The organism is Massilia sp. IC2-477 (genome assembly GCF_020707265.1).
In the GTDB taxonomy this organism is placed as follows: Bacteria; Pseudomonadota; Gammaproteobacteria; order Burkholderiales; family Burkholderiaceae_D; genus Telluria.
The window spans coordinates 156733-183019 of the sequence record NZ_JAJFEQ010000003.1 but is presented as its reverse complement, the minus strand read 5'-3'; the positions used below and the strand labels follow the sequence as shown (position 1 = coordinate 183019).

The following is a 26287-nucleotide window of genomic DNA, read 5'->3' as shown; positions in this document are numbered from 1 at the left end:
TGTCTCCGGATAATTATTGTGTGATGCCGGCGTGGATCAGGCGCTGTTTCAGCACTTCGTTCTCGGTGAGCAGGGTCGCGACGCGGTCCTTCAGCGAAGCGACCTCGGCGCGCGCAGCGGCCAGCTCGTCCGCCGGGTCGGCCGGCGCCGTCTCTTTCTTCGGCCGGGTCGCCATCTTTTGCTCGCGCACCTGGCGCGCGGCCTGCTGCAATTCCTTGCGTCCACCGGCCACGGCCGCCTTCTGCTCTTCTTCCGACAGCTGGGCCACGTTGGCGGCGGCATTGATCGAGATGGTGCCGGTCCGCACCGCTTCGCGCAGCTCCGGCGTCGCCGCCTTCTGGATGCGTTCGATCTGGCTGATGGTATTGGCCGACACGCGCGCGGCCTTGGCCACTTCCTCGCGGGTGTTCCAGGGCGGCGGCGGGCGCGAATCCATGTCGTCGGCTTCCGGCTCGGGCGGCGCCTCGGCCATCTTCTCGGCCATGCGGGCGGTGACAATTTCTTTCTTCTTGAGCGCCAGCACGCCGCGCTGGAAGTCCGACACGCTACGGCGCGCCAGGTGGTTGTCGATCATCCACAGCATCACGTCCTCGATCGACGCGAAGTTGTTGTTGTGGACGGTACGGAAGGGAATGCCGTGCTTCTGGCAGATCTCGTAGCGATTGTGGCCGTCGATCAGGGTGTCGCGCCACAGCACCAGCGCGTCGCGGCAGCCCTCGGCGAGGAGGCTGCGCTCGAGCGCGGCGTATTCGATATCGGTCAGCGGGTCGACGAAGGCACGCAGCTCGTCATTGATAGTGATGTTCAATTGGTGTCCTCTTGCTACGGCGGCAACAAGGTCAGGCCGCCGTCCGGCATGCTACACCATCCTTGCCGGAGGACCAATGGATGAGTAGGAAACCAGCCCGGCGAACGCCGGATGAGGAAAGGTTTGGTGCGGGCAGCCGGACTCGAACCGGCAAGACTTGCGTCGGCAGATTTTAAGTCTGCTGCGGCTACCAATTTCGCCATGCCCGCGCCGGCGGGGATTGTACTACGTGCAGGGGACAGGGTGTTAGTAGTCGAGCATCATCCACATCCCGAAGGGTCATAATTGTCGGAAACTTTTACGGTTCAGGGACTGGGCGGCAGGGGGCGCACAAAAAAAATGCCGCTGCCTGCAGAGGCAGCGGCCGAATACTCAGTCAACACTGAGCTGGAGACACGCGGAGAGGTGGGAACTATCCACCAGAGAACGTAACCTACATAGGCCCGCTATCGGGACCTACAAGCGCCGCTTTCTCCCGCGAGTTTGTCAGCGTGATCGCACAATCATGTGGCAATGTATTTAGTGCAGTGACTCCCAAGCCACTGCCAGGCAAACCATCCCGACGAAAAACAGCAAGCCGTAGACGAAGATCCGCATCGAGGTCGCCAGCTCGGCAACGGCGCGGTTTGCCTTGTTGTCGAGCTTGCCGCGACGCCGGGCCGAGTTCAGCAGCATCGACACGAACACGAACAGCGTCGCCAGGATCAGGACGATCTTCATGGGTTAGGTGCGCGCCAGGATCAGGGCCAGCGATACCAGCGCCAGGATCGACGACACCCCCGTCGCCACGCCCAGCCACAGCATGCGGGTGCGCGCCAGGTCCATCTTGGCGATCAGCTGGGCATTCTGGTCGGCCAGGTTGGCGATGATCTCGGAGGCCTGCAGCATCTGGGTGCGCAGGTCGAGCAGGGTCGCTTCATTCCTTTCCACACGCATGACCAGGGTGCCGAAGTGGTCTTCTTCCGGCTCCGCCTCCATCGCCTGCCCCATCGGCATGCCGGCCGCGCCGCCGGACTTGCGCGCCACCGTGTCCCACAGACGGCGTGCACCGCTCGCTACCTGCGGCGCCGCATTGATCACTTCGCTCCAGGGCACGGTCTTGAGGACGCTCCACCAGCCAGTTGCCATCTCGGGTTCTCCTATCGATTCGGTTTAGCCGCGAGCATACCACCCTGCGCCATGGCAATGCGAACTCATCCGCACGCTAGCGTGCCGCGCCTTCTACATGCCTGCGTTACCATGGAATCATGTGTGGACGATTTGACCAGAGCCAGACGGCTCGCTACTACGCCAGCGTATTCGGCTGGACCGATGCGGTCTACGACAGCGAGTCGACGCCCGCGTGGAATGTCTCGCCCGGCAGCTACCGCCCGGTCATGCACCTGCAGGACGGCGAGCGCCGCATCGACGATGTGTTCTGGAGCTATCGCGCGCGCTGGGCCGAGGGCAAGGTGCCGATCATGGTCAATGCGCGCATGGACAAGCTCACCAACCGCTACTGGAAGCCGCTGCTCAAGAACGGCCGCGCCATTGTGCCGGCCGAGGGCTGGTACGAATGGACCGGCGAAAAGGGCAAGAAGCAGCCCTGGCACATCCACCGCAAGGACCGCGGGCCGCTGTTCTTCCTGGCCCTGGCGAACTTCGGCAGCTTTACCGAGAACCGGGCCGAGGCCGGCTTCGTGCTGGTCACCGACGCCGCCGACGAGGGCATGCTCGACATCCACGACCGCCGCCCGGTGGTGCTGGAAGCGGCCGATGCCGAGCTGTGGCTCAATCCCGCGCTCTCGGCCGAGGAAGCGCTCGACCTGGCGCGCCGCGCCGCCCTGCCCTGTGATGCCTTCGAATGGTACAAGGTGACCAACGCGGTGAACCGCCCGGGCGTCCAGGATCCGCAGATGGCGCTGCCGCTGGCCGACTAACTCTTCGCCAGGCGAAAAAAACCCGCAGGCTTGCGCCTGCGAGTTCTAATCGATCAACTGCTCAGCAGATTAGTGCTGGTAAGCGCCCAGGTCAGCACTCGCGCCGCGCGCCACGCCGTCGATATCGGTCGACGGTGCGTAGGTCGAGATGGCGCGGCCGATGGCCGGCGAGCTGGCGCTTAGTTCGTAGTTCGGCGTCGCTGCGGTACGCGAGTAGCCCACGAACATCGGGTTCGAGCTGATCGTGTTGGTGTGGGTCAGGCCATTACGGAGCTGGAAGTTATAGGTCGGGTTCTGGAACACCAGGTTGTTCTTGTAGGTGTTGCCGGTACCGGTCTTGCCCTGCTCCGAGATGCCATACTTGTTGTCGTACACGATGTTGTTGTGCACGTGGACGTTGTTCGCGCCAGCCGAGGTGAAGTAGTAATCACCGCCGCCGACGATGATGCCGAACACCGACGAAGTCACCGTGTTGTTGATGATCTTCAGGTCGGTCGCATCGTGCCACAGGTGGATCGCCGCCGAGCCGACGCGGTACACCAGGTTGTTCATGATGGTGCCCGAGGTCGAATGGTAGATGCCCTGGACGTAGGTGCAGCCGGCCGGGCCGATGTCGTGCACGACGTTGCCGATCACGTCGCCCTTGACGCCCTTGTAGTAGCTGTCCACGCCAATCGCCGAACCGCCCGCGCTGTTGCACGGGATGGTGGTGGCGGTGTGGTGCACGTGATTACCCTGGATCACATTGTAGGAACCGCCGGTGTAGATACCCAGGGTCCACTTGGTGCCCGAACCGATCTTGCTGCCGTCGACTTCGAAGCCGATGATGCTGACGTAGTTGCCGCGGTTGTCCCAGGCGGTCTTGTTGGTCGAGTTGGCCGGCGGTACGATCTTGGCGCCCCACTTGGTGGTCGAGACCCAGTAGATGCGACCCGCTGCGGTGCCGCTGCCGGTGGTCTTGAAGCCGCCGGCATAGGTGCCCGGGGCGACCCAGACGGTCGTGCTCGGCTTGTTGGCGACCTGGGCGGCGCGCGCCAGGGTCTTGAACGGGGTGGCCTTGCTGCCGTTGGCAGAGTCCGAACCGGTTGGCGACACGTAGTAGTTATAGGTGGTAGCCGGGATGGTCGGCAGGCCGCCGCCGGCGGTCGGGCCGGAGTTCGTATTGCGCTTCGCGTACTCTTCGCTGGCCTTCAGTTGGGCAGCGATGTAGTCCAGGCTCACACCACGGTCCAGGAGACCCGACCAGAATGCCAGGCCACCGGCATCCGCAGGACGGCCCAGCAGCTGGACGTACAGCTGGTTGATCTGGTTCTGTTGCGCGGTGGTGGCGGCTGCGAAAGTCGGGGCGGTGGCCGCGGTGGCGGCGGTGCTGACACCGAAGGCGCCCAGCAGGGCGGCGGCGGTGCCGCAGAGGACGGCGTGGTGGCGGATGTGCGAAGCGAAAGCGAAAGTCTTGTTCATCTGTGTTTTTCCTGTGGGCCCGGCAGGGCTGGAATGACGGGCAAAACCTGCCCCGCGCTCCGGGAAATCCGGTGCGACGGCCGCCTGTAAAAAAGCGGCGGCGCCTTCCTGGTTGCTTGACGGGCGCATGCATGCGTGCGCCCTCGGGTGCACAGGCGGCGGAGCCGCCTGCACGGGATGCAAAGCTTGTTGCTGCTTGGTACTGCCTGGTGCTGCTGAGTGCTGCTTAGTGCTGGTAGGCGCCCACGTCATAACCCGTGGTGGCGTTTCGTGCGCGGCCGTCGATATCGGTCGTCGGCGCATAGGTCGCCAGGCCGCGGCCGATGGCCGGCGAGCTGGTGGTCAGCTTGAAGTTCGGCATGGCGGCGGTGCGCGAGTAGCCGACGAACAGCGGGTTCGAGCTGATGGTGTTAGTGGCCTTCAGACCATTGCGCAGCGAAATGTTGTAGGTCGGGTTCTGGAACACCAGGTTGTTCTTGTAGGTGTTGCCGGTACCGGTGCGGCCCTGCTCCGAGATGCCGTACTTGTTATCGAACACGATGTTGTTGTGCACGTGGACGTTATTCGCGCCGGCCGACGTAAAGTAGAAGTCGCCGCCGCCGACGATGATGCCGAACACCGACGAGCTCACGGTGTTGTTGACGATTTTGAGGTCGGTCGCGTCGTGCCACAGGTGGATCGCGGCCGAACCGACGCGGTAGACCACGTTGTTCTTGATGGTCCCCGAGGTCGAGTGATAGATCCCCTGGACATACGAGCAGCCGGCCGGGCCGATGTCGTGCACGACGTTGCCGATCACGTCACCCTTGACGCCCTTGTAGTAGCTGTCCACGCCGATGGCGGAACCGCCCGCGCTCGAGCACGGGATGGTGGTCGCGGTATGGTGCACGTGATTGCCTTCGATCACGTTGTAGGAACCGCCGGTGTAGATACCCAGGGTCCACTTGGTGCCCGAACCGATCTTGCTCCCATCGACTTCGAAGCCGATGATGCTGACGTAGTTGCCGCGGTTGTCCCAGGCAGTCTTGTTGGTCGAGTTGCTAGGAGGGACGATCTTCGCGCCCCATTTGGTGGTCGAGACCCAGTAGATGCGGCTGGATGCGGTGCCGCTACCGGTGGTCTTGAAGCCGCCGGCGTAGGTGCCCGGCGCAACCCACACGGTGGTGCTCGGCTTGTTGGCGACCTGGGCGGCGCGCGCCAGGGTCTTGAACGGCGTGGCCTTGCTGCCGTTCGCAGAATCCGAACCGGTCGGCGACACGTAGTAGTTATAGGTGGTGGCCGGGGTTGCGGCGGCGGCGCTGCCGAATGCGCCCAGCAGGGCGGCGGCGGTTGCGCAGAGAGCGGCCTTGTGGCGGAAGTTCGAAGCGAAAGCGAAAGTCTTGGTCATTTGTAGTTTTCCTGAGTGCCCGACCGAGCGGGCGAGGAACAGCGGGCAAAAAAGGCCCCGGTGCGCCGGGAATCCGGTGCAGCCGGCCACCTGTAAAAAAGCGGTGGCATCGTCCTGGTTGCTGAATCAGGCACGCACGTCTGTGGGCCTATGGATGCACCTGTCGCAGGGGCGACGGTGCGGAATGGAACTGCTCCTTACTGCGGGGTGGAGGCCAGGGCGCTTGCGCTGGCGTCCTGCAGCCCGGCCTGCGTTTGCGGGGCCGTGCTATCGTAGCCGCTCAGTTCGAATGCGTGTGCGTTCGGGTCTGCCGCCTGTGCGGTGGCGTCGGCGTTGCCTGGGGTGGGTGCGGGTTCGGTGCTTGCCGGGGCCGCTGCTTCGTTGTTCACTGCGGGTGCTGCTTCAGCGATGGTGTCGACTGCAGGAGCCGGTGCGGCAGTGCTCGCAGTGCTTGCGGCGCCGGCATCGGTGACTACGCTGGCGGCGCTGGCCGACAGCTGCCCGCTGCCACCGTCGACGTTGCCGCCACAGGCGGTCAGCAGGATGGCGGCGCCGCAGCACAGCAGGGTTTTGATGCGGAGGGTCGAAGCGAAAGCGTTGAATCGTTTCATCAAGGTTACAAGCCTCATCAAGTGAATGTAACCCTTTGAGCGAAGGAAACTTCCTAAGTTCAACTTTTTTGAAAAAAATTTTCCCGGAGTATTAATTCTTCAAGATCGATTTCCTCATGGAAATCAAATAATTGCATGAGCTAGATCGAACGTCCGAACGCAACCAAAGCCCTTTTTGGAGAGTCTTAATGGACTGCTACCAACCAAAGGAAATGTTAAATGGGCGAGTACATGCAAGTGCGTGCCATGCTGCAAGAAGGCGAGGCTTACGCAGGACTGATCCTGGGCAAGGGAGAAGAATCCGACTATCACCTGGTGCTGTTGCCAAGCGAGGCCGTCGATGTCAGCTGGCCCACCGCAGCCGAGTGGGCGATGGGACGGGGTGGAGTATTGCCGACACGGCGCGAACTGGCGCTGCTGTTCGCCAACCAGCGCGAAGCCTTCGAGCGCAACTGGTACTGGTCGAGCGAACCGCACGAAACGCGCACCCAGCTTGTCTGGGGGCAGAACTTCGCGAGCGGCATCCAGACCATCTACGGGCGGCCCTACCGGGGGCATGCGCGGGCGGTGCGAAGGATTGCGGTGCCCTGAGCGCTACAGCCAGCAAGCGATACGTTCGTCGCCTCGTGTCACGTCGTTCCGGCGAAGGCCGGAACCCAGGTTTGCATGCCTTGTGACAGCACATGCGAATTGGGCCCCGGCCTGCGCCGGGGCGACGAATCTACGGCTGACAAGAGAGGACGGTCTTTGAGCGAGTATCAGGCTCAACGGTCGGGAACGTTCGCGCGGCCGATCGGCTGCTCGATGTTCGCCAGGAACCAGCTGGTGGCGGCCATCAGCGCCACGTGGCGGCGCAGGTGGTCGGGGTCGACCTTGTCCAGCGTATCGGCCGGGGTGTGGTGGTAATCGAAATAGCTGGAGGTGTCGATCAGCGGCGCGAAGCTCGGCACGCCGGCGCGTTCCAGGCCGGACAGGTCCCCGGTCGAGAGCGCATCCTCGCGGCGGAAGATGCCGGCCCCGATCGGGTGCAGCGCCGCCTGCAGCGGTGCGAACAGCTTGCTCGAGGTGGCCGGCACACTGGCGCGCAGTCCGAACGGACGGCCGGCGCCGTTGTCGCTTTCGATGGCGCCGACGTGTTTCTCGGCATTGGCCTGCTCGGCGGCCAGGTAGCCGCGCGCGCCGCGGGTACCGTTCTCTTCGTTCATCCAGGCGATCATGCGGATGGTGCGGCGCGGACGGTAGTCGAGCTTCTTGAGCGTTTCCAGCACCGCCATCGCGCTGGCGACGCCGGCTGCATCGTCGTGGGCGCCGGTGGCCAGGTCCCAGGAATCCAGGTGGCCGGAGACGATCACGATCTCGTCCGCCTTGTCGGTGCCCGGCAGGTCGGCGATCACGTTGTAGCTGTCGGCGTCCGGCAGGGTCTGCGGGGTCAGCACCAGCTTCATGCTGAGCGGTCCGCGTTTGGCCAGGCGGCTCATCAGCATGGCGTCTTCAGCCGTCACCGCCGCGGCCGGGAAGCGCGGGTGGTCCTGCAGCGCCGTGTTGCCGGTATGGGCGATGCGGTAATTGGCGCCACCCACCGAGCGCACCAGCGCGGCCACCGCACCCAGCTCGGCCGAGCGGCGCGGGCCGTCGCGGCGGAAGGCCGATGCCTGGCCATAGGCCTGGCCGGCCAGGCCGCGATCCGCCATATGCTGGTCGAATGCGACGTCGAACAGGACGATCTTGCCCTTGACCTCGCTGCTGCGCGCCTGCAGTTCCTCGAAACTCTTCACCACAATCACTTGCGCAGTCAGGCCAGCGGCCGGGGTCGCGCCAGAACCGCCGAGCGCGGTCAGGATCACACGCTGGGTGATGCCGGCCGGGCGGCCGGCGTAGTCGACCAGCTCGCCGGTCTCGACGCCACGCACCCAGTGCGGCACCTTGACCGGCTGCAGGGTGACTTTCGCGCCGAGCTTGCGCATCGCTTCCGCCACCTGGGTCACGGCCGCGGCCGCGCCCGCCGAGCCGGACAGGCGCGGACCGATCAGGTCGGTCATGTCCGCCATGCGCTCCCAGGCGTAATCGCTCCCCATCGCGGTGTCACGGATCTTGGCGAGCGCCGCGGGATCGTTGCCGGGGCTCGCAGCCAGCGCAGGCAATGCGGCGGCACTGCTGAGCAATGCGGTGGCGAGGACGGTCAGGGCGGAGAGACTGCGGCGGCTGCGCTTCATGCGTCGGATCCTTCTTCAGTTCAAGGGATTCCAACGATAGCGCATCCGGAAAGTTTTTGCTGTGGAATGTTGGCGTCTTTACAGCACTATGCCGGGACCAGCCGCACCAAGGTGATTTCGGACGGCGCGCCGAAGCGCTTCGGCGGTCCCCAGTAACCGGTGCCGCGGCTGATGTACACCCACATGTCGCGTACCCGGTGCAGGCCGGCGACGAAAGGTTGCTGCAGGGGCACGAACAGGTTCCATGGGAAGAACTGGCCGCCGTGCGTGTGGCCCGACAGTTGCAAATGGAAACCGGCCTCGGCCGCCTCAGGCGCGCTGCGGGGTTGATGCGCCAGCAGGATGCGCACGTCGGCCGCGTTGCGCGCGCTGCCGGCGGCGGCGCGCGGGTCGCTCTTGTGTCCGGGGTTGAAATGGTGGGCGCTATAGTCGGCCACGCCGGCGATCATGACGGTGGCGTCGTCGCGGCGGCGTAGCACGTGCTGGTTCAGCAGCACGGTGACGCCCAGCCGACGCACTTCGGCGATCCACTCTTCCGCGCCCGAATAGTATTCATGGTTGCCGGTCACAAAGAAGACGCCGTCCGGTGCCGCCAGGCGCGCCAGCGGCTGGGTGTGCAGGCTGAGCCGGTGAACGCTGCCGTCCACCAGGTCGCCGGTAATGGCGATCGCGTCCGCGCCCAGCTTGTTGACCCGGTTCACGATGGCATTCAGATAAGGCCGCTTGATGGTGGGGCCGACATGGATGTCCGACACCTGGGCAATGGCGTAGCCGTTCAGGGACGGCGGCAGGCCGGCAATCGGCACGTCGACCTGTTTCACCCGCGCCAGCCGGCGCGCATTGACGAAACCGAGCAGAGTCACGCCCAGCGCCACCAGCGGCACCGCCATCGCCGAGCCATGGATGATCGCTGGGCTGATCAGGCCGGTGATGCGCAGGACGATGAGCACCAGGTCGCGCAGCAGGGTCGTCACCAGCAGCGAAGAAAACAGGCCCATCGAAAGCAGGCCCAGCCATGACACCAGCTCCGACCAGCGCCGGCGCCGCAGCGAGGCCGACATCAGGCCCACCGGCACCAGCACGGTGAGCAGCACCAGCACCAGCACGCCCGCCATATTGACGAGCAGCCCGGCATCGAGGTCGGGCAAGAGGCGCATGCCGATGTAGATTTGCAGCAGGACCAGCAGGGACAGGGTGGTAGCGAAAGAGCGGTTCACGGATGGGTTTGGTGCGGAAAACAGTAACAATTGTTAGATGGGGCGGCCTCGCCCCCCTGCAAGGGCCGCGTTCCATGTTACCGCTGGATCGGCGTTTGTAAGTTTCTGTATTAACGGATGGCAGCAACCATGGAGAGGTCTATAGTTCATTCCATGCCTGGCGTCGACCTGATCATCCTGATCTCCGCTGAGGCAAAAAGGAAAAACCATGTGGAAATCTAAAATTGTTGGTGCGGTGGTCCTGGCCGCGGTTGCCGTCTCCCCAGCGGCAATGGCAGACGACCGTGGTGTCAATACTGCACTTGGCGCCGTTGTCGGTGCTGCGATCGGCCATAGCGCCGGCGGCTCGGGTGGCGCCCTGGTGGGCGGCGTGCTGGGTGCGGCCGTGGGCAATTCGATCTCGACCCGCGACGACCGCCGCTACTACGACAACCGTCATTACGACAACCGCGGTTACGGATACGGCTACGTCCAGCCGCGCCCAGTGTACGTCCAGCCGCGTCCGGTCTATGTGCAGCCGCGTCCGGTGTACGTGCAACCGCGCCCGGTCTATGTCGAGCGCCGCGGCGACTGGGACCGCCACGACCGCCGCGACTGGGATCGCAACGATCGCCATGATCGCCGCGACTGGGACCGCGGTGACCGCTGGGATCGCCACGGTCGCTAATCAGGAAGCCGCGCACTGCGCGGCTTTTTTTTTCGCCCTTTCTCCCACCCCCTGCTAGACCTCCGCGAGGGCGCTCGGCGCCAGTCGCGGAGGCAGCATGGTCCAGCAAGGCACAATCATCACTCTCGCGCGCGGCCAGTACCGGCTGCGCGAAGCGCTCGGCGGATCCGCCTACGGGCTCGTGTGGCGCGCCGAGAGCGCGGGCGGCAGCGTCGCCATCAAGCTGGTCAACACGGACCAGATGGCGCTCGCCCCCAGCCTGCTCCAGCGCCACTGGATCGACAGCGCCCACGCCGAGGAAGCCTTCCTGTCCGGCCTCGCGCCCTGGGACGCGCGCCACATCGTGCGCTTGCTCGACAGCGGAAGCCATCAGGGTCTCCCGGCCATGGCGCTCGAACTCCTGGACCGCGACCTGGCTGCGCACGTCAAGACGACAGGCACGCCAGGCCCGCTACAGGCGCTCGACTGGACCGCCCAGGTCAACCAGGCCCTGGCCAAGGTGCACGCGGCCGGTTTTCGCTATCTCGACCTCAAGCCTGCCAACCTGCTGCTCGACCGCCGCACGGGCAGCCTGAAGCTGGCCGACTTCGGCACCAGCCGCCCGCTGCTCGATGCGCCGACCCATTCGTATGCCGGCACGGCGCGCTGGCAGGCGCCCGAACAGTTCTTTCCACAGGCACGCGGCCTGTATGTCACCGACCCGCGCAGCGATTATTTCGCGCTCGGCGCCCTGCTCTACTGGCTCGCGTGCGGCCGCGCGCTGCGCTACGGCGCGGCCTGCGCGCATGCCTACGCGGCGCACGGCCGCGAAGGCGCCGCCATCCTGCGCCGCGAGCAAGGCGGCGTTCCGCCGACGCTGCAGCCGGACGAAGCGGCTGCCTTCGCATCCGCCTTCGGCACCGCCGGCCAGGAAGCCAGCGCGCTGCTGCGCGCCCTGCTCGCGCCGGAACCCGCCGCGCGTCCCGCCCACGCACTCGCGATCAGCCGCCTGCTCGATGCGGTGCGTGCCGCCATGGCCGCACCGCTGCGGAGGGCGGCATGAATCCGCGCTTCGTCGGCGCAGCCGCAGCCCTGTGCCTGCTGTGCGGCCTGCAACTGCTGGCCATGCTGCTGGCGTCCCCGCGCTACCTGCCGCGTGAAATCGCCCTGCAACTGGCGCCGGGTGCGACGCAGACCCTGGGCCGCGCCGAACTGGCCGCGCCGGGCGCGGCGCCGCAGCAGTTCACGGTAAGGCGTGATGGCGCCGGGCGCTGGTGGCTGCGCAATGCCAGCCCGGCCCAGGCGGTGGTGCTGGTGCGCGGCGGCGAACGCCTGCATAGCGGCAGCGCGGTCTTGGCCACCGGGCAGCGCCTGCAGGCGGGAGCGACCGTGTTCGAGGTCGGCGCCGCTGGCGACGGCCGCGTGCTGCTGCGCGATGCGAACCACGCTTGGGAATACGACGGCGCGCTGCTGCTGCGCGATGGCCAGGCGCAGGTGTCCTGTCCGGATGCCGGCATGGCGGCGCGCCTGAGCAGCATCTGGAACCGCGTCGCACCAGGCGCCCTCGCCTTTCGCCGCCCACTCGCCTTCGGCGGCCACCTGTATTGCGGCAACCGACTGGCCGTACCCGGACTCGATCCAGGCAGGCTGTCGATCGCGCGCGCGCCGCTGGGCGACCTGGTGCTGCAGGTGCGGGGGAGTCAACCGGTCCTGCTGCAGGACGCAGGACGCTGGCAAGATACCGCCCAGCGCGAGCACTCCCTTGCAGGCATGGATGCAATCGCAGTCGGGCGCACCCGCTTTGCCCTCGCCGTCGATGGCGGCACCCTGCGCCTACAGCCGGCCGCCCAGGTGGCGCTGTTCGCGCAGCCCAAGACCGAGCTCCCGGGCGCAGTGCACTGGACTTGGTCGGAGCGCTCGCTGTGGCGCTTTACGCCGCCCTCCACCACCGCCTGGTGCGGCGCGCTCGCGGCGATGCTGCTGGCAAGCCTGGCCGGGCTGCGGCTGGCAGGATCGGCACGTACGGCCATCGCCTCCGCGCTCCTGCCGGCAGCCGCCGTGCTGCTGCTCGTGATGCAGCGAAGCGGTGCTGGCCCGGGCGCCGGCTGGACCCTGCTGCTGGCCTGGGGCGCGCTGTGGCACGCGCTGCTGTGGCCTCGGCGCCTGTCGCTGCTGGGCGTGGTGTCGGTGCTGCTGCTCGGCGCCGGCCTGTTGGTGCAACTGGAACTCGGCCTGGGCGCGCGCGACAGCGCCTGGCTGCGCCATGTCGAAACCAGCTGCGTGCTGCTGGCGGTCGGGCTCCCGCTCGGCCTGCTGCTGCTTGGCGGCCTGGCCCGTGGCGCCCTGTCGCGCCCGGTCACCGAATGGCTGCTGGTCTTGCTTGCCATTGCCGCGCTGGGTGGCCTGCTGCTGCAGGTGGCCTTCGGCGACGAGACTGGCGTGTTCGAGATCCAGCCGGTGGAATTCGCCAAGCTGGCCCTGGCCGCCCTCAGCGCCCACTGCCTGGCGCTGGCGACCAGTGGCGTGGCCGGCAAGGACGCGCGCCGTCACTGGCGCGACTGGCTGCGTCCTCTCGTGCCGGTGCTGCTGTTCGTACTGCTGCTGGCGGTGGCGCTGGTGCAGGTGGACGATTATTCGCCGCTGATCCTGCTGCTGGTGTGGGGCGCCGTGACCCTGCTGGCCTGGTGCCTCGCTACCGGACGCCGGCTGGGGGCGGGCCTGGTCGGCGGTGCCTGCTGTGCGCTGCTGGCCGGCGCGCTCGCGCTGCAGTCGGCCGGCCCTGGCCTGGCGGGCAGCTTCTACGCGGAGCGCTTCCAGGTCTGGGCCGATCCGACCGTGCATCCGCACACCGGCCAGCAGATGCTGCTGGGCGCGCGCGCGGTGCAGGAGGGTGGTTGGCACGGGGCCGACGGGCTGCTCGGTATCGCCTCGCTCGGTGGCCCCGCCGGGGACGCGCTGCGCATTCCGGCGGTGCAGGACGATTTCGCGCCCTCCTTCCTGATCAACCGCCACGGCCTGGCCGGCGCCCTGCTGCTGTGGTTCCTGCAGGCGGCGCTGCTGGCTGCCCTGCTCCATGCGGCCGCCGCGGCCTGGCGGGTAGCCGGCGGCGCCGGCGACTTCCGGCGCGCCTGGCTGGGACGCTTCCAGTGCTTCCTGCTGGCTGGCGGCGCCGCCTTCCTGGGCGGGCACTTCCTGCTGTCTTGGGGCACTAACCTGGCGCTGTTCCCCATCATGGGCCAGCCGATGAGCTTCCTGTCCGCCGGCGGCTCGCATCTGCTGTTTTTCATCTGCCCCCTGCTAGCGTTCGGCATGGCGAGCGTTCAATCTTTCGAGGAGAATCAATCATGCCGGTCTACGTCCAACACGAAATCCTGGCCAAGGTAGGCGATGTGTTCAATGCCGAGGCCTTGTGGCAGGCCCCTGGCCTGTCGCTGTTCTCGCGCCGTCCGCTGCTGCGCGACCTGCTGGAACGCTCGCCGCGCGAACAGCGCGGGCGCGCCGCCACCCGCTGCTTTTCGCACGTGACCCTGATGCTGCCGCAGGACGAGGTCGACGACGATCGCCACCTGACGCGCGGCGCGCGCGTGCGCGACCTGGCGACTTCGCTGGCTGCCCTGCACCAGAAGGATTTCGGCGACCTGCTCAAGGGCGACGAGGTGCGCTACCACGTGGTTGGCACCGATGCGGTCGCGCCGGGCGAAGTCAAGGTCAAGTTCGGCCACGCCGTCTACCTGCCGGCGCCGGGCGAACAGGTGCTGTACGCGGTCACGGCATCAACCGACAGCGCCATCTGGCAACCGGTGTGCGCGGTGTATCCGAACCAGCGTCTTACTTTGGTCGGCGAAGACGAAGCCAGCGCCACCTTCGCCGTGCCCGGCTGGTCCTTCGGCAGCGAAGGTGGGATCCTGTTGATCAACGACGGCCCCGATGCGCCGATCGAAGTGCAGGTGCGCCCCAAGGACCTGCTCGACTGCCAGTACGACGCCGCCAACGGCTACTATGTCCTGCGCGCCAGGGAGGCCGGCGGCCAGCGCCTGCTCCTGAAGGTCAGCCGCATGGGTGCGCCCGCCCGGCCTGGACCTGCGCCTGCCAGGGCGCCGAGCGCGCCGCCATCCCGCACGCCGGCGGTATGGAAACCGCGTGCCGCGGTTGACGACAGCGAGATGACCGCCATGCCGCTGGCCGCCGTCCCCGCCGCTCCCCCGGTCACCGAGAACGACGCCACCTACGCCCCGGTCGCACGCCACCGCATCACCCTGGCCGCACTCGCGCTGCCGCGCCTGAGCCGCTACCGCGACACCGGCGCCCAGGCACTCGAAATCGGTCTGGGAGCAAGCCTGGCGCCGGCCGCGCCGAACAAAGAGAGCCTGATCCGCTTCGCCGTCGACGATGCCGACGAGGTCCACGCGATCACCGCGGCCGGCCGCCAGCGCGTGAGCGTACCCTCGCGTTTCGCCCCGGTCGACGGCGCCAGCATCCAGCTGCATGCGGTGCCGCCGCAGATGGCGGACCGTTACGCGGCCCTGCTGGCGGTGCCGCATGGGCCGGTGCAGCCGGCGGCGGCCGGCACCCGGCTCGTGTTCGGCCGCGGCATGCCGGCGCTCGCCGCGCTGCGCGTGCTCGACGCGCCGGCCTTCCTGCGCCACCTAGATGGCAGCCTGGCTGCCAGCGCCGACCGCCTCGGCCTGTCGCGCAATGCCTTCAGCTGGGAAGCGACGGGAGAAGGCCTGCGCATCGTGCGCCTGGCCGAGACCCAGGCCCTGTTCCACCTGGACGCCGAGCTGGGCCTGGTGGCCCAGGTCGAGACCGCGACCCAGGAGCAGCCTTACCTGATCCCGCCCGGCCACCACCTGGTGGCAGGCCACTACGTGCTGCGCTTCGACGCCTGAGGCCGGGGATGCCGTCCGCGATCACGCTCTTCGCCTATGCCGCCGGGCTGGTGCTGACCCTGTGCCTGGCGGCCTGGCTGACACCGCGCGCCTGGTGGCGCCGCGCCAATGCGCGCGCTGCCGCCGTACTGGCGTGCGGCACGGTGCTACTGGGGGGACTGCTGCATGCGCTGCTCGGCCCCGGGCCTGCGCCGCAGGCGGCCGCGCTCCCGCTCGCGCAGGCCGCGATGCCGGTGGCCGGCGCCAGCTACCGGGTGCGCGACCACTTGAACCTGCGGGACGACGTGGGGGTGAATGCGCGCCGCCTGGCAGTGGTGCCCGCCGGGACGCTGGTGACGGTCACGGGCGCGCACCAGGGCGACTGGTGGCAGGTCAGCGCCGTGGTGGACGGACGCAGGCGTGAAGGCTGGGCCAGCAGCCTGTGGCTGCGGCGGGCCGACGAGCGCGGCTCAAGCCTCTTCTGACACCGCCAGCCGCATCGGGTTGAAGTACAGGCCCTTGGCGCACTGGGTCGGGCCGACCCGCACGAAGCCGAAGTTCTCGTAGACCGGCACTGCAAAATTCGAGGAGTTCACCGTGAAGGCGCCGTCGCCGCCGGCGGCGATGGCAGCAATGCGCGCCGCTTCCCACAGCGCGCGCGCCACGCCGCGCCGGTGCCAGCGTTTGCCAACAAACAGGTGGAACAGATGGCTGCGGTCACGCACCGCCACAAAACCCGCCACCACGCCGTCGATCACCGCCACGTGGTAGACATGACCGCGCGCTAGAAAGCCGCGCACGCCCATCTCATCGTTCTCGGCGAGGAAGGTCGACGCGCCTTCCGGCGGCGACTCGTGCACGATGTATTCGCGCGCCAGCTCGCGCAGCAACGCTGCCACGGCTGGAATGTCCGTGGCCACCAGCGGTCGGATCAACATGTCTTTCACGCCAAACGTGTTTTGGGAACGCCACAATATCACAGAAAATATTTTCCATAGGGCAATTTTATTGACCCTGGGCAGCAAAGCCGCCTACACTGTCCAGACCATGTCCGAATCCAGCAACAGCGCGTCTTTCAGCACCAGCGCCAGCATCCCGCTCAAGCCCGCTCCTGCCCGCCGCAAGGTGCCGCTGACGCGGCCGCTGCGGCACGCGCGTTACCGCAACATCTGGCTCGCGAACATGGTGTCGAACATGGGCACCTGGATCCAGACCTTCGCCTCGGCCTGGCTGGTGGCCTCGCTGTCCAAATCGGCCTCGATCACCTCGCTGGTGCAGACCGCGACCTACGTCCCGATCTTCCTGTTCGCGCTGCTGGCCGGCGTGGTCGCCGATGCCGTGCACCGTCCCAAGTTCCTCTTTTACTGCAACCTGTACATGGCCTTGTGCGCGGCCACGATGGCCTTGCTGGTCACTACCGGCATGGTGGCGGCCACGCCTGTCTTGATACTGACCTTCTGCATCGGCATTGGCACCGCCTTCATCTGGCCGGCCTGGCAGGCGGCGATGTCGGGCCTGGTCGATCCGGAAGAAGTGGAAGCGGCGGCGACCCTGAACAACCTGTCCTTCAACCTGTCCGCCATCATCGGCCCGGCGCTGGGCGGCGTGCTGTTCGGCTGGCTCGGGCCGAGCGTGCTGTTCCTGGCCAATGCCTTGTCGTTTGCCGGCCTGCTCGGGGTGTACTGGGCCTGGTGGCAGGAGCGCACGCCGCAGCCGGTCGTGCGGGAAGGCTTCCGCGAACGCTTCGTGCTGGGCCTGAAGACCGCCTTCGGCTGCGCGCGCTACCGCCGCATCCTGCGCAACGTCTTCTCCGTCTTCTTTGCAACCATCGCCTTCGCCAGCCTCCTGCCGGTGTTCGTGCGCGACGTGCTGCATCTGCAGTCGAGTACCTACGGCACCCTGATGGGCTGCCTGGGCGGCGGCGCCGTCATCGCCGCCTTCTTCCTGCCGCAGGTGCGCGCCCGGATCGACAAGAGCGGCGTGCTGGCCGGCGCGCTGGTCGTCTACGGCCTCATGCTGGTGACGATGTCCTTCAGCCGCTCGCTGCTGGTCCTGGCCCCGCTCATCCTGTGCGGCGGCATGGCCTGGTCGGCCACCGTGTCGACCCTGAACGCGGCGGCCCAGCTGTCCTTCCCGGCCGCGGTGCGGGCGCGCACCCTGTCGATCTACCTGTTCGTGATGTCCGGCGGTTATGTGGGCGGCAGCGTGTTCTGGGGCCAGGTGGCCGACCGCTGGGGCGTGCGCGCTGCGCTGGCCGCAGCCGGCGCCTGCGTGCTGCTCAACGCCCTCATGCTGGTGGGTGGAAACCGGAAAACACCGCTCTAATCGCGCCTTCGAACGGGCTTGTTCAGGTGTAAAGTAGCAGGATTGCATTGACGATCCCCTACATGCCCGACCCGTCCGACATCCTGTCCGCCTTCCAGTTCGCACCGCGCTACGACGTCGCCGTCGCCAGCCGCCGTGGCAGCGGCCTCCTGCAGCGCCCCGAAAACCAGGACAACTTCGTCGTCATCGACTTCGCGGGCCATGCCTGCCATCTGGTCGACGGCGTGCCGCGCCATACCAGCCTGCCCGGCTGGCCGGCGGGCCACGGCAGGCTGGCGGTGCTGGATGGGATGGGCGGCCATGGCCATGGACGGGAAGCGGCCGAGGCGGTGGCCGCCGGGCTGCTCACGATCCCGCCCTGCCATTCCGCGGCCGAACTGGGGCGCCACCTGGACCGGCTGCACGCCGACCTGCAGCGCCACTTCGCGTTCGAGGCCGGCGCCCGTCCCGGCACCACGCTCACCATGCTCGAATTGCCGGAAGGTCGCGCGCCCCTGCTCTACCACGTGGGCGATTCGCGCCTGTACGAGATCGGACCGGCCGGCGCCGTCCCGCTCACGGTCGATCATGTGCCCGCCACCGCGGCGGCACTGGGCGGGCGGATCGGCGAAAGCGCCTGGTGGCGCCAGGTCCACGGCGCCCATTCGCCGCAGATCGCCCAGGCTTTCATACTCGGCAACGCCTTCAGCAATCCGGCCCAGCTGTCGGATCCGCTGTTCGAGCTGACGCCCCTGAACCTGCCGTCCTGGCTGTGCACACTGCCGGACCGGCGCGCCCTGGAGTTACGCGACGACGCCAGCTACCTGCTGGCCAGCGACGGCTTCTGGTCCTGCGCCCACCCGGACCGTTTTGTCGGCCGCTGGCCGGAACTGCTGGCCGGGGCGCCGGAAGCGGCGTCCAAGGTCGCACGCCTGTTCGAGGAGATCGAAACGGCGCCGCCAGACGGCCTGCATGCTGACAACCTGACCGCACTGCTGCTGCGCCCGCTCAACGGCCATGCGGACGAGACCGCGCTGCCCGATAGTTGAAAAATTCCTAACAGAAAATAATGTTGCTAATCAACGAATGGAGCGCGCCGCTGTTCAGCAATTCAGCGTAAGCTTGCAATGTTGCCGAAACCAATAGAACGCACCCTCGCGCCATGAACCGCTGCCGCAATCCCGAGCATCCGCACTGCACCGTCTGGGTCATGCCCGGCGAGCAGCTGTGCGCGCACGGGCATGCCCAGCCGGAGAGCGATCCAGCGCCGGTAGCTGCACCCGCCGGGCTACCGCCCAGCTTCGAAGCTATCAGCGCCCTGCGCGCGCAACGGACGGCGCAGCCAGCAAACCCGGCGCCGGCACTGCAGCGTCCCCAATTGCACATCAGCGGCTTCGACCCGCGTGCGGCCGGCGGACGGCAAGCCATCAAGCTCGAGCTGCGCGGCATGCCAATGGACTGTGCCGCCGAGGTGCGCATGCTGGCGCGTTCCGGCCTGCGGCTGCGCGACGGCGACAGCTATGCCTTCCAGCGCACCTCGCGCGGCGACTGGCGTCCGGTATTCCTGGAATTCTCCTCGCGCGGTCTGGAGCACGGCCAGTACCGCATCGACATCGAACTGCACAGCCGCCACCCGCAGCAGACGACCGCGTCGCGCACCTGGACCTGCTCGCCGGTGATCCTGGTCCCCAGGCTGGACGCCAGCCTGGGCGAGATCCACCAGACTTTTCTCGCCACCTACAAGAACGTGCGCGTGACGGCCGACGACGCCGGCATCGCACGGGTGCAGGCGCCGGGCGGCGGCCGCGTCGACATCGACGTCACGGCGCGCAACGCCTCGATCGCCCAGCTCGACCTGCGTGACCCGAACGAACGGGGTGGCAAGCTTGATCTCGGCTATTCCACCATCGCCTGGGACGAAGACCTGATCGAGATCGACGTGCCGGTGGCGCCCAGCATCCATCCCTGCCCGGCCACCACGGCCTGCCTGGTGCACGCGGAGCCGGATTCGGCGAGCCAGCGCCACCTGCGCCTGTTCGCACTGGACGAGTGCGTGCTGGGCCGGTTCGAAGACATCGAACCGGAAGCCGACCTGCTGCTGACGCATTACGGTGAGCACGGGGAAGAGCGCGGCGGCCTGACGCGGCGCCTGTCCGGCCGCCACGCCATCATTCGTCCCGGCCGCCATGGCTTCGAGATCGAAGACGTGTCGCGCTACGGCCTGCTGCTCGACGGCGTCTGGCCCGGCAAGCACACGCCGGTGCCGCTGCGCCTGGGCATGCGCATTGCGCTCACGGCCAGCATCCGCGGCGTGGTCGAACTGGAAGTCAGCGCGCTGTGGCCGCACGGGGTCGTGCTGCACCGGCTTGATGCCGGCGCGCGGGCCGAGGCCTTCTGCATCCTGGCGCCGGAAACCCACCCGGGCCATGCCGACTGCGCCACCCAGCCACGCGCGGCGGGGCTGCCGCTGCTGTTCCACCGCGACGGCGGCTTCTTGCACCTGGACCCGGTCACTGGCGTCGAGACGCCGCTGGCGCCGGGCGCGAGCCTGGAGCGCCTGCGCGGCATGGAACGCCAACTGCGCTTTGCCCTTGAACCGTATCCGGAAACGCGGGTGGAAACGCGCGCGCACACCCTCCGCGCCGGCGAGCGCCGGCGTGCTCAAGCCGCGGCCTGGCTCAACGCTTGAAGCGTCAATAGCCGGGCGGGCGCAGGACCAGGAAGATCAGGGCCGTGCCGGCCAGCAGCGCCGCCTGCAGCGCGAACACGATGACCGGAATCCTGAGGTGCTCTGGAATTTTCATGACGCCTCCTTTCGTTTGCGTGCCATAAAAATCCGTGCGTATGACGAGTCTACGCCTGCCGGCGCCGGATGCATACCGCTCCCTTCCGCAAGCTCGCGCCGCCGCTCGCCGCTTCGCTTTAGGCTAAGCATATCCAATGCACATGCGAGCGACTCAATGAAGATCCAACGAATTTCCCCTATTCATGCCACCGCCCTTGCCCTGCTGGTCGCCGCCGGCGGCGCCTCTGCCCAGCAGCCCGCGAAACCGGCTCCCCAGGAACGCGTAGGGCCGAGCACGGTCCAGGAACGCACCAACCCGACCAGCGCCAAGGCCGGTGTCGCCCAGGAAGGCAGCGACGCCGCCGACGCCACTACCCACCTGAACCGCGCCATCCAGGTGATCCACCAGATGGAGCGCGATCAGAAACTCGCCGCCCTGCTCTACAAATCGAAGGGCGTCTTCGTGGTGCCGGACTCGGTGCGGGTCGCGGTCGGTGTCGGCGCGCGCGGCGGCGCCGGGGTGCTGCTGGTGCGCCGCGCCGACGGCTGGGGCACGCCCTCGTTCTACAACATGGCTGGCGTGACCCTGGGCGCACAGCTGGGCGCCGAAGGCGGCGCGATCGCCTTCATCCTCAACGACCAGAAGGCGCTGAACGGCTTCATGCAGGCTAACAAATTCTCGCTGAACGCCGATGCCGGGCTCACCGTAGTCGACTGGTCGAAGAAAGGCGAAGGCTCGCTCGGCTGGGGCGACATCACGGCCTGGTCCGACACCGAAGGCCTGTTCGGCGGAGCGACAATCGCTGTCACCGACATCCGCTTCGACGGCGCCGAGACCGCCGCCTACTACCGCAAGCCGGTGAACGCGCGCGACGTCGTCGCAGGCCGGGTCAACAATCCGCGCGCCGTCGAGCTGCGCGCAGCCTTGGCCGATACCGGCACCGCCGCCGGGTCCGCCGGCTTCGGCGGCAGCAGCGACAGCAAGACCCGCAGCGGTGACAGCGACATGCGCCCGACCCGGCGCGCCGAAGGGAATAAATAAACAAACTCGTTTACTTATCTGCTGAGCTGACCTACACTCCTGGCATTGCTTCATTGCCAAGCCAGGAGTCGTATGCAACATCGTCTGCTTATCGGTAGCGCCTGCCTGCTCGCCCTGCTTTCGACCATCGGGGCCTCGCTCGCCTATCCCCTGCTGCCTCCGCTGTTCGCCGACGCTCAGCCAAGTGCCCTGAATGGCTTCCTCGGGCTGCCGCCCAAACTGCTGTTCGGGATGGCGCTGATGGCCAATCCGATCGGCATGCTGCTCGGCAGCGCGGTGCTCGGTTCGCTATCGGATGCCCTCGGACGGCGCCGCATCCTGCTGCTCACGACGATCGGCGCGGCTTGCGGCCACCTGCTGACGGCTTACGCGCTCTTGACCCAGTCCTATCCACTGCTGGTCGCCGCCCGCTTCGTCACCGGCGTATTGGAGGGGAATGGCGCGATCCTGCGCGCCCTGCTCGCCGAGCGCCTCGAGGGTCCGCTGCGCAACCACGCTCTCTCCTGGCTGAACGGCGCCTTCCACCTCGGCTGGCTGGCCGGGCCGCTGCTGTCGGGCCTGAGCGCGGCTTTTAGCATCACGCTGCCCTTCTATATCGCCGCCGGCGGCCTGTTGCTGGGCGCCGTGCTCTCGCTGCTGGTGCTGCAAGCGGAATCGGCGCCGGGCATCCAGGGCGGCTGGTGGTCGCTGGCGCGCGAGCGCCACGCCTTTACGCTGCTGCGCCACAGCCCCTTGAAGACACTGTTCCTGATTCACCTCGCCTACACCTGCGGCGTAGCCGGCTTCTACGAATTCTTCCCACTCTGGCTGGTTGAAGTGGGCGGCTACGACGCGGCCGGCATCGCCTTCGTCAACATGGCCATGTGTGGCGTCATGACCCTGACCGCCCTCATCGCCGGCCGTGCCCACGCCCGCGACCCGCGCGCCCGCGTCAGCAGCCAGGCAGCCGCGGTGGCGCTCGCGATCCTGTGCGTCGGCATCGGCAACCTGTGGGTGGGCATGGCCGCCATCATCCTGTTCGGCCTGCCGCATGCCTTCTATAATGCGACGCTGCAGGCCTGGGCGGCCGACCGCTTCGCGCAGCACGGCCAGGGCGCCGTCATGGGCCTGCTGTCGACCACCTTCTGCGTCGCGCACATCATCATGGCCTTTGGCGGCGGCCTGCTGGCGATGTTCGATACCCGGCTGGTGCTGATCGTCGGCGGCCTGCTGGCCGCATGGGCGGCCCTATCGATGCGGCGCTGGAGCCGCACGCCCACGCCAACCCAACAGGAATTCGCATGAACACCGCTGAACAGACTTTACTGCTGCTGAAAACCCGCGGACCGCAGACGGCCCAGACGCTGAGCGAGGTCCTGCACCTGACCTCGATGGCGGTGCGCCGCCAGCTCGAAGCGGCCGAAGAAAAAGGCCTGGTGACCCACGTCGACAAGCCGGGCAAGGTCGGCCGCCCGGTGCGCCTGTGGCAGCTGACGGAACTGGGTCACGCGCGCTACCCCGACCGCCATGCGGCGCTGACCGTCGATCTGCTGCAGCAGGTGCGCACCCTGTTCGGGGAGTCCGCCATCGACCGCCTGATCGATGCGCGCGAAACGGCCAGCGAGGCAACTTACCGCGCCGCGATCGATCCGGCAGCGCCGCTCCCCCAGCGCGCCGCCGCGCTGGCCGTGCTGCGCGACGCAGAAGGCTACATGGCCGAGGCCACGGTCGGTGACGATGGCAGCGTCATGCTGGTCGAGAATCACTGCCCGATCTGCGCGGCGGCGCGCAGCTGCCAGAATTTCTGCCGGTCGGAGCTGGATGTGTTCCAGCGCGTGCTGGGGCCGGATGTGAAGGTCGAGCGGGTCGAACATCAGTTGGCGGGCGCGCGCCGGTGCGCTTATCGACTCACGGCGATAGCTTGAACGCGGACTGCTCGTCTAGGAATGATCGCTGACCGGCGGGTTGCTCAACGTTACTGCAGGCAAGGCGCTGGCAGAGCAGCTAAGCATGTGACTCACTACATTGGGATGAAGGATGGTATATACGCTGAAGAGCGTAATCGCTACTAGCTAGAGTTCGTCCATATCCGCAAAATATTTGGGTGTTATACCGGTATAGTTTCCGAACGCGCCATACTTAGCAATATGCGTTAGTCTTATAGCTCCAACTGGTCCACGTTTGTTTTTCGCAACAATTAGTTCGACAGTGCCGATGTCGGGCGAATCTGGGTTGTACCGGGAGTCCATGTAGAGAAAACCTACATGGTCCGCTTCGTCCGCTAAATCAGATGGTGATTGCAGGTCGCCGAGTAGAGGGCGCTTGTTGGGCCGTAGTTCAATCGCTCGTGGGACATTCACCGTCACCAATATCGTAGTTCCAAGCTCACGCGCTAGAGACTTCAGCGAACGGCCTCGACTAAGTAAGCCGCCATCAAATTCCACATAGTCGAGAGAATCGATAACTACTAGCGCCAGTCTCCCGAACGCAGTCTTTTCATTGATACACCTCGACCGTAATTCTTCAAAAGTAAGCGTTGGACTATCGTCAATCAGCAATGGCCGGTCGATTAAATCCCCGATCGCGGCAGTCAGGCGTGGCCAATCTTCCGCGCCGAGACGACCTGAATCAATCTGCCAAAACTCAATCTTTGCCCGTGCGGCTAACATTCGGCTAGAGATATCCGAAGCTTTTGCTTTCAAGCTGAAGACTACCGCGGGCAAGCCTTGGCATACTACTTCCGCAGCTATTTGCAGGGACAAATTCGTTTTCCCCATCGACGGGCGCGACGCTATAACCATAAGGTCTTCGGCCCCAAGGCCGTTTATTAATCGATCTAGATCGGCCAAGCCAGTGGGTATACCACCTACCAAAGGTAAGTCATCCTTCTCGTAGAGCGAATCAATTCTCTCTACCTCTTCAACCATTGCAGCTCTAATTGTCTTCATTCGCTCCGGATTCCGAGCGCGCTGTTTTTGCTCGCTAATTTCCTCTAAGACCTTCACCAGCCCGATAGCGACGTCTTGCCAACCGAGATCAACGTTGCTCCATTCGGAAATTGAAACACCGTCACTGGGCAAACCCTGCAGCCCTGAAAATGGCGCTCCACTATACACAGTCGGCCTTATAAAAATCGGGACAACCCGAGTTTTTCCGGACTCATGGAGAGACATTGCAGTGCTAAGCTCTCGTTCAATACAATAGTCAGAAGCAATGAAGCTGCTGCTAACAAGCAGCAAAATTAGATCAGCTGCAAGCAAGTTTTCGTTAATATCATTTTTCCAGTCACGTCCAGGGACAATCTTTCGATCGCTCCAATCATGTATCAGACCGGTACGTCGAAGAATTGCCAAATGCTCTTCTAGTTGCTCACGATAGACTTCATCCTTGTGAGAATAACTATAGAAAACGCGGATCTTGGGGGATGAGCTCATGATTTCTCAACTTTGGCTACACATACAGAAGAAGCAATCAATACTTAGGCTTAACGAATAAGCTCTATCGTCTGCACCCGACGGATCGCCGGCTTCAAGCCGACTCCGCGCACCCTCTTCTAACCCTGGAGACATAAATAGGCGTTGCGGGCACCCTTATAAAACTATACATTTTTCTCTATATAAGTCCTAAAATCGTCCTCTGTCATCTGATTGTGTCGCGCGTCATACGTGTCGGGAATTTGGTTATAAATCGATCGTGTACTAAAAAAAACGAAAGCCCCAGTGAGGTATCGGCTTACTGGTCTTGCCGACTCAGGCAACTTTCTACCTTTGAACTCGTCGTACTGCCAACAAGCATAAGATTCGTAGTGACCAGGTGAAATTTCTGTAAGTTCTTCACTGATTCCATGATACCCCACCGAGCCGGATAATCCGGTCGGCTGTATTGGTGCAGCCTCCAATCGAAAATAGCTCCAACTAGTATCGCGCCCGAATGACTCGTACGCTAGCTTTGCCGGTTTGAGTATCTCTGCAGTCTTCTCACCGACGTGGAGAGCGATTAATCCCGACTCTTTAGCACGTGACACACTAGTAATGGTGTTGCCGCCGCCTGTCGGGTAGAACATATGGTTTAAGCCTTTTACTTTCGAGATCTCATCGAGCACCGCACAAATGGAGTCGATGTCAGTCCAACAGGCTCTTGCTGGAGCACCCATCGGAAAAAGTTTGTGGGTTAGTTCAGACCACTCGGTTAAATTTCGCGTATGAAAATCTTCGCAGATTTCAAGCCATTCACGCAACCTTAATTTCACGCTCGTAATACTAGGCCGAAGGTTTGGTTCGGTTTCAGTGCACTCCACGAGTAATCGATCGATCGTGGTGGTGTAAATCTCAGGAAGATAGTTTGTTAAGGCAAGTGTCGACCCTGGATTATACTGTCCATCGAATCCTAATTGCTCTCCAGTGAGAGCAATCCATAAGGACTTTGCAAAAGAATACACATCGGCAGGTAGGCCATCAGCTTCGGACGCGTTCCTCCGCATCTCAGGCGCCATTGTGAATTTCGCGCCCACATCGCGCTTCATCGGGGTAATGTTTGTGCGGCTTGGATACTTTACTAATCCGAAGTCAGAAAGACAGAGTTGTCCATCATAGAACAGGAAATTTGCAGGCTTAATGTCTCTGTGTGCAATTTTTCTTGCGTGAAGATCTTCAATGACGCCGGCTAGTTTAATAAAATCGTCGACAATTTCCTTCCACACTTTTCCTTGAACATATTCCGCAAACGGTTGTGCGATCGGCATCGCGAACCACGGCGCAGGCCCAGACTTATCAGCGGGAATGAATTTTTGTAGAAGCGGTATGATTCCCCGGGTAGTTCCAAGCGATTCTAATATACTGGTCTCGACCTTGAACCTCTCATATGTTTCATCAGTAATCGACTTTAGTATTTTTATCGCGACCGATGTCTCCCCTACTCTGGCGGCCTTCCAGACAACACCATTCCCTCCTGAGCCCAACGGTACTTCCAATACCCAGCCATGGAACTGTTGTCCGGCAAGAAAGGAACTTGCCCCTTTTGGTCTATTCATCACGCGTTAGTTTTTAAA

At 65.1% G+C, this 26287-nt stretch carries 24 protein-coding genes and 1 tRNA gene; 13 read left to right on the top strand and 12 right to left on the bottom strand.

The features are described 5' to 3' along the window. Positions 1–13: 13 nt before the first annotated feature. From LK542_RS07015 to LK542_RS07000, 4 genes are all read right to left on the bottom strand, one after another. Entirely contained in the window at positions 14–808 is a 795-nt protein-coding gene (locus LK542_RS07015) for a hypothetical protein (protein ID WP_227811337.1), read from the bottom strand. Between the two features lie 124 nt (positions 809–932). Beyond that, positions 933–1017, bottom strand: a tRNA-Leu gene (locus tag LK542_RS07010). A gap of 310 nt (positions 1018–1327) precedes the next feature. Beyond that, a complete protein-coding gene (locus LK542_RS07005; RefSeq protein ID WP_227801091.1) occupies positions 1328–1528 on the bottom strand; it encodes a hypothetical protein in 201 nt (66 codons plus the stop codon). A gap of 3 nt (positions 1529–1531) precedes the next feature. Further along, entirely contained in the window at positions 1532–1936 is a 405-nt protein-coding gene (locus tag LK542_RS07000) for a hypothetical protein (RefSeq protein WP_227811336.1), read from the bottom strand. A 119-nt stretch (positions 1937–2055) separates the two neighbouring features. Between LK542_RS07000 and LK542_RS06995 the strand changes: the two genes are divergently transcribed. Then, positions 2056–2727, top strand: coding sequence for an SOS response-associated peptidase (locus tag LK542_RS06995; protein WP_227801089.1), 672 nt, complete (start codon positions 2056–2058; stop codon positions 2725–2727). 69 nt (positions 2728–2796) lie between these two features. Here the strand turns inward: LK542_RS06995 and LK542_RS06990 are convergent, their stop codons facing one another. The 3 genes from LK542_RS06990 to LK542_RS06980 all read right to left on the bottom strand — a co-directional run bounded on the left by LK542_RS06990 (position 2797) and on the right by LK542_RS06980 (position 6186). Then, positions 2797–4188 (bottom strand): choice-of-anchor Q domain-containing protein, encoded by a 1392-nt coding sequence (locus tag LK542_RS06990; RefSeq protein WP_227811335.1) that lies wholly within the window; start codon positions 4186–4188, stop codon positions 2797–2799. A 226-nt stretch (positions 4189–4414) separates the two neighbouring features. Continuing rightward, complete coding sequence (locus LK542_RS06985; RefSeq protein WP_227811334.1) at positions 4415–5575, bottom strand: right-handed parallel beta-helix repeat-containing protein; 1161 nt, start codon at positions 5573–5575, stop codon at positions 4415–4417. A 197-nt stretch (positions 5576–5772) separates the two neighbouring features. After that, the gene (locus LK542_RS06980; RefSeq protein WP_227811333.1) at positions 5773–6186 is read right to left on the bottom strand and encodes a hypothetical protein; all 414 of its coding nucleotides are present in this window, start codon (positions 6184–6186) and stop codon (positions 5773–5775) included. A 231-nt stretch (positions 6187–6417) separates the two neighbouring features. Between LK542_RS06980 and LK542_RS06975 the strand changes: the two genes are divergently transcribed. Next, positions 6418–6777, top strand: a complete 360-nt coding sequence (locus tag LK542_RS06975) for a DUF1566 domain-containing protein (RefSeq protein WP_227811332.1) — start codon at positions 6418–6420, stop codon at positions 6775–6777. Between the two features lie 173 nt (positions 6778–6950). On the opposite strand, the gene LK542_RS06970 is transcribed toward LK542_RS06975, so the two are convergent. After that, the gene (locus tag LK542_RS06970; RefSeq protein WP_227801084.1) at positions 6951–8399 is read right to left on the bottom strand and encodes a M20/M25/M40 family metallo-hydrolase; all 1449 of its coding nucleotides are present in this window, start codon (positions 8397–8399) and stop codon (positions 6951–6953) included. An 86-nt stretch (positions 8400–8485) separates the two neighbouring features. Then, the gene (locus LK542_RS06965; protein WP_227811603.1) at positions 8486–9556 is read right to left on the bottom strand and encodes a metallophosphoesterase; all 1071 of its coding nucleotides are present in this window, start codon (positions 9554–9556) and stop codon (positions 8486–8488) included. Positions 9557–9824: 268 nt separating this feature from the next. Here LK542_RS06965 and LK542_RS06960 point away from each other — a divergent pair, with 268 nt between their 5' ends. The 5 genes from LK542_RS06960 (at position 9825) to LK542_RS06940 (ending at position 15615) form a co-directional block, all read left to right on the top strand. Beyond that, positions 9825–10283, top strand: a complete 459-nt coding sequence (locus LK542_RS06960) for a glycine zipper domain-containing protein (protein ID WP_227801083.1) — start codon at positions 9825–9827, stop codon at positions 10281–10283. Between the two features lie 97 nt (positions 10284–10380). Then, positions 10381–11325 carry a serine/threonine protein kinase gene (locus tag LK542_RS06955; RefSeq protein WP_227811331.1) on the top strand — a complete coding sequence of 315 codons (945 nt, stop codon included), beginning with the start codon at positions 10381–10383 and terminating at the stop codon, positions 11323–11325. Next, positions 11322–13646: an FtsW/RodA/SpoVE family cell cycle protein gene (locus tag LK542_RS06950; protein WP_227811330.1), complete on the top strand. Its 2325-nt coding sequence runs from the start codon at positions 11322–11324 to the stop codon at positions 13644–13646. The genes LK542_RS06955 and LK542_RS06950 overlap by 4 nt, the downstream gene beginning before the upstream one ends. After that, positions 13607–15151, top strand: coding sequence for a hypothetical protein (locus LK542_RS06945; RefSeq protein ID WP_227811329.1), 1545 nt, complete (start codon positions 13607–13609; stop codon positions 15149–15151). Before LK542_RS06950 ends, LK542_RS06945 begins: the two co-directional genes overlap by 40 nt. A gap of 8 nt (positions 15152–15159) precedes the next feature. Beyond that, positions 15160–15615, top strand: coding sequence for an SH3 domain-containing protein (locus LK542_RS06940; RefSeq protein ID WP_227811328.1), 456 nt, complete (start codon positions 15160–15162; stop codon positions 15613–15615). Here LK542_RS06940 and LK542_RS06935 read toward each other — a convergent pair. Then, a complete protein-coding gene (locus tag LK542_RS06935) occupies positions 15601–16068 on the bottom strand; it encodes a GNAT family N-acetyltransferase (protein WP_227811327.1) in 468 nt (155 codons plus the stop codon). The two genes, LK542_RS06940 and LK542_RS06935, sit on opposite strands and share 15 nt — an antisense overlap. 109 nt (positions 16069–16177) lie before the next feature. Here LK542_RS06935 and LK542_RS06930 point away from each other — a divergent pair, with 109 nt between their 5' ends. The 6 genes from LK542_RS06930 to LK542_RS06905 all read left to right on the top strand — a co-directional run bounded on the left by LK542_RS06930 (position 16178) and on the right by LK542_RS06905 (position 23165). After that, positions 16178–17455: an MFS transporter gene (locus tag LK542_RS06930; RefSeq protein WP_227811326.1), complete on the top strand. Its 1278-nt coding sequence runs from the start codon at positions 16178–16180 to the stop codon at positions 17453–17455. A 47-nt stretch (positions 17456–17502) separates the two neighbouring features. Further along, complete coding sequence (locus tag LK542_RS06925) at positions 17503–18483, top strand: PP2C family serine/threonine-protein phosphatase (RefSeq protein ID WP_227811325.1); 981 nt, start codon at positions 17503–17505, stop codon at positions 18481–18483. Between the two features lie 113 nt (positions 18484–18596). Continuing rightward, a complete protein-coding gene (locus tag LK542_RS06920) occupies positions 18597–20123 on the top strand; it encodes an FHA domain-containing protein (protein ID WP_227811324.1) in 1527 nt (508 codons plus the stop codon). 271 nt (positions 20124–20394) lie between these two features. Further along, entirely contained in the window at positions 20395–21261 is an 867-nt protein-coding gene (locus LK542_RS06915; protein ID WP_227801074.1) for a lipid-binding SYLF domain-containing protein, read from the top strand. A gap of 72 nt (positions 21262–21333) precedes the next feature. Further along, entirely contained in the window at positions 21334–22545 is a 1212-nt protein-coding gene (locus LK542_RS06910) for an MFS transporter (protein WP_227811323.1), read from the top strand. Beyond that, positions 22542–23165 carry a metalloregulator ArsR/SmtB family transcription factor gene (locus tag LK542_RS06905; RefSeq protein ID WP_227811322.1) on the top strand — a complete coding sequence of 208 codons (624 nt, stop codon included), beginning with the start codon at positions 22542–22544 and terminating at the stop codon, positions 23163–23165. Before LK542_RS06910 ends, LK542_RS06905 begins: the two co-directional genes overlap by 4 nt. 147 nt (positions 23166–23312) lie before the next feature. On the opposite strand, the gene LK542_RS06900 is transcribed toward LK542_RS06905, so the two are convergent. Both LK542_RS06900 and LK542_RS06895 read right to left on the bottom strand, forming a co-directional pair. Next, complete coding sequence (locus LK542_RS06900; RefSeq protein ID WP_227811321.1) at positions 23313–24674, bottom strand: DnaB-like helicase C-terminal domain-containing protein; 1362 nt, start codon at positions 24672–24674, stop codon at positions 23313–23315. 164 nt (positions 24675–24838) lie between these two features. Continuing rightward, positions 24839–26269, bottom strand: coding sequence for a protein kinase (locus LK542_RS06895; RefSeq protein WP_227811320.1), 1431 nt, complete (start codon positions 26267–26269; stop codon positions 24839–24841). Positions 26270–26287 lie beyond the last annotated feature (18 nt).

Coding starts and splice junctions, on each gene's coding strand:
- LK542_RS07005 (WP_227801091.1), bottom strand. CDS start 1,528: ATGAAGATCGTCCTGATCCTGGCGACGCTGTTCGTGTTCGTGTCGATG.
- LK542_RS07000 (WP_227811336.1), bottom strand. CDS start 1,936: ATGGCAACTGGCTGGTGGAGCGTCCTCAAGACCGTGCCCTGGAGCGAA.
- LK542_RS06995 (WP_227801089.1), top strand. CDS start 2,056: ATGTGTGGACGATTTGACCAGAGCCAGACGGCTCGCTACTACGCCAGC.
- LK542_RS06990 (WP_227811335.1), bottom strand. CDS start 4,188: ATGAACAAGACTTTCGCTTTCGCTTCGCACATCCGCCACCACGCCGTC.
- LK542_RS06985 (WP_227811334.1), bottom strand. CDS start 5,575: ATGACCAAGACTTTCGCTTTCGCTTCGAACTTCCGCCACAAGGCCGCT.
- LK542_RS06980 (WP_227811333.1), bottom strand. CDS start 6,186: ATGAAACGATTCAACGCTTTCGCTTCGACCCTCCGCATCAAAACCCTG.
- LK542_RS06975 (WP_227811332.1), top strand. CDS start 6,418: ATGCAAGTGCGTGCCATGCTGCAAGAAGGCGAGGCTTACGCAGGACTG.
- LK542_RS06970 (WP_227801084.1), bottom strand. CDS start 8,399: ATGAAGCGCAGCCGCCGCAGTCTCTCCGCCCTGACCGTCCTCGCCACC.
- LK542_RS06965 (WP_227811603.1), bottom strand. CDS start 9,556: ATGCGCCTCTTGCCCGACCTCGATGCCGGGCTGCTCGTCAATATGGCG.
- LK542_RS06960 (WP_227801083.1), top strand. CDS start 9,825: ATGTGGAAATCTAAAATTGTTGGTGCGGTGGTCCTGGCCGCGGTTGCC.
- LK542_RS06955 (WP_227811331.1), top strand. CDS start 10,381: ATGGTCCAGCAAGGCACAATCATCACTCTCGCGCGCGGCCAGTACCGG.
- LK542_RS06950 (WP_227811330.1), top strand. CDS start 11,322: ATGAATCCGCGCTTCGTCGGCGCAGCCGCAGCCCTGTGCCTGCTGTGC.
- LK542_RS06945 (WP_227811329.1), top strand. CDS start 13,607: ATGCCGGTCTACGTCCAACACGAAATCCTGGCCAAGGTAGGCGATGTG.
- LK542_RS06940 (WP_227811328.1), top strand. CDS start 15,160: ATGCCGTCCGCGATCACGCTCTTCGCCTATGCCGCCGGGCTGGTGCTG.
- LK542_RS06935 (WP_227811327.1), bottom strand. CDS start 16,068: ATGTTGATCCGACCGCTGGTGGCCACGGACATTCCAGCCGTGGCAGCG.
- LK542_RS06930 (WP_227811326.1), top strand. CDS start 16,178: ATGTCCGAATCCAGCAACAGCGCGTCTTTCAGCACCAGCGCCAGCATC.
- LK542_RS06920 (WP_227811324.1), top strand. CDS start 18,597: ATGAACCGCTGCCGCAATCCCGAGCATCCGCACTGCACCGTCTGGGTC.
- LK542_RS06915 (WP_227801074.1), top strand. CDS start 20,395: ATGAAGATCCAACGAATTTCCCCTATTCATGCCACCGCCCTTGCCCTG.
- LK542_RS06910 (WP_227811323.1), top strand. CDS start 21,334: ATGCAACATCGTCTGCTTATCGGTAGCGCCTGCCTGCTCGCCCTGCTT.
- LK542_RS06905 (WP_227811322.1), top strand. CDS start 22,542: ATGAACACCGCTGAACAGACTTTACTGCTGCTGAAAACCCGCGGACCG.
- LK542_RS06900 (WP_227811321.1), bottom strand. CDS start 24,674: ATGAGCTCATCCCCCAAGATCCGCGTTTTCTATAGTTATTCTCACAAG.
- LK542_RS06895 (WP_227811320.1), bottom strand. CDS start 26,269: ATGAATAGACCAAAAGGGGCAAGTTCCTTTCTTGCCGGACAACAGTTC.